General features: G+C 62.4%; 1 protein-coding gene. It reads left to right on the forward strand.

The window, feature by feature from the left end; translation table 11 throughout:
- A partial coding sequence (locus tag BN358_RS26670) for a hypothetical protein (RefSeq protein ID WP_040583215.1) occupies nucleotides 1-340 on the forward strand: 340 nt, incomplete at both ends.

Raw genomic sequence — 340 nt, forward strand, 5'->3', positions numbered from 1 at the left:
CTCGACCTGCAGTACACCGGTGTGGGTTCACTGCCGGGCGCGGACATCGGATGGTTCGGGTTCTCCACCTGGGGCAACTGGACCAGCATGAAGGTCTCCGGTGAGGTGGACGTCGCGGTCGACACCGACAACGACGGCGAGGCGAACTACTGGGTGGTCTACTACCCGGGTTCGGCGGACCAGCCGTTGTCGCTGATCTTCGACGCCAGTGGGACACCGTTCGCCGCCTATTCGGTGAACTTCCTCGACTACGTCGGGCCGATGGATACCAACGTGTTCGACACGAACACCGCGGTACTGCCGTTCTCACTCAGTGATCTGGGCGTGAGCGACACCGATA

The sequence above is a fragment of the Sedimentibacter sp. B4 genome (genome assembly GCF_000309315.1).
Classification (GTDB): domain Bacteria; phylum Bacillota; class Clostridia; order Tissierellales; family Sedimentibacteraceae; genus Sedimentibacter; species Sedimentibacter saalensis.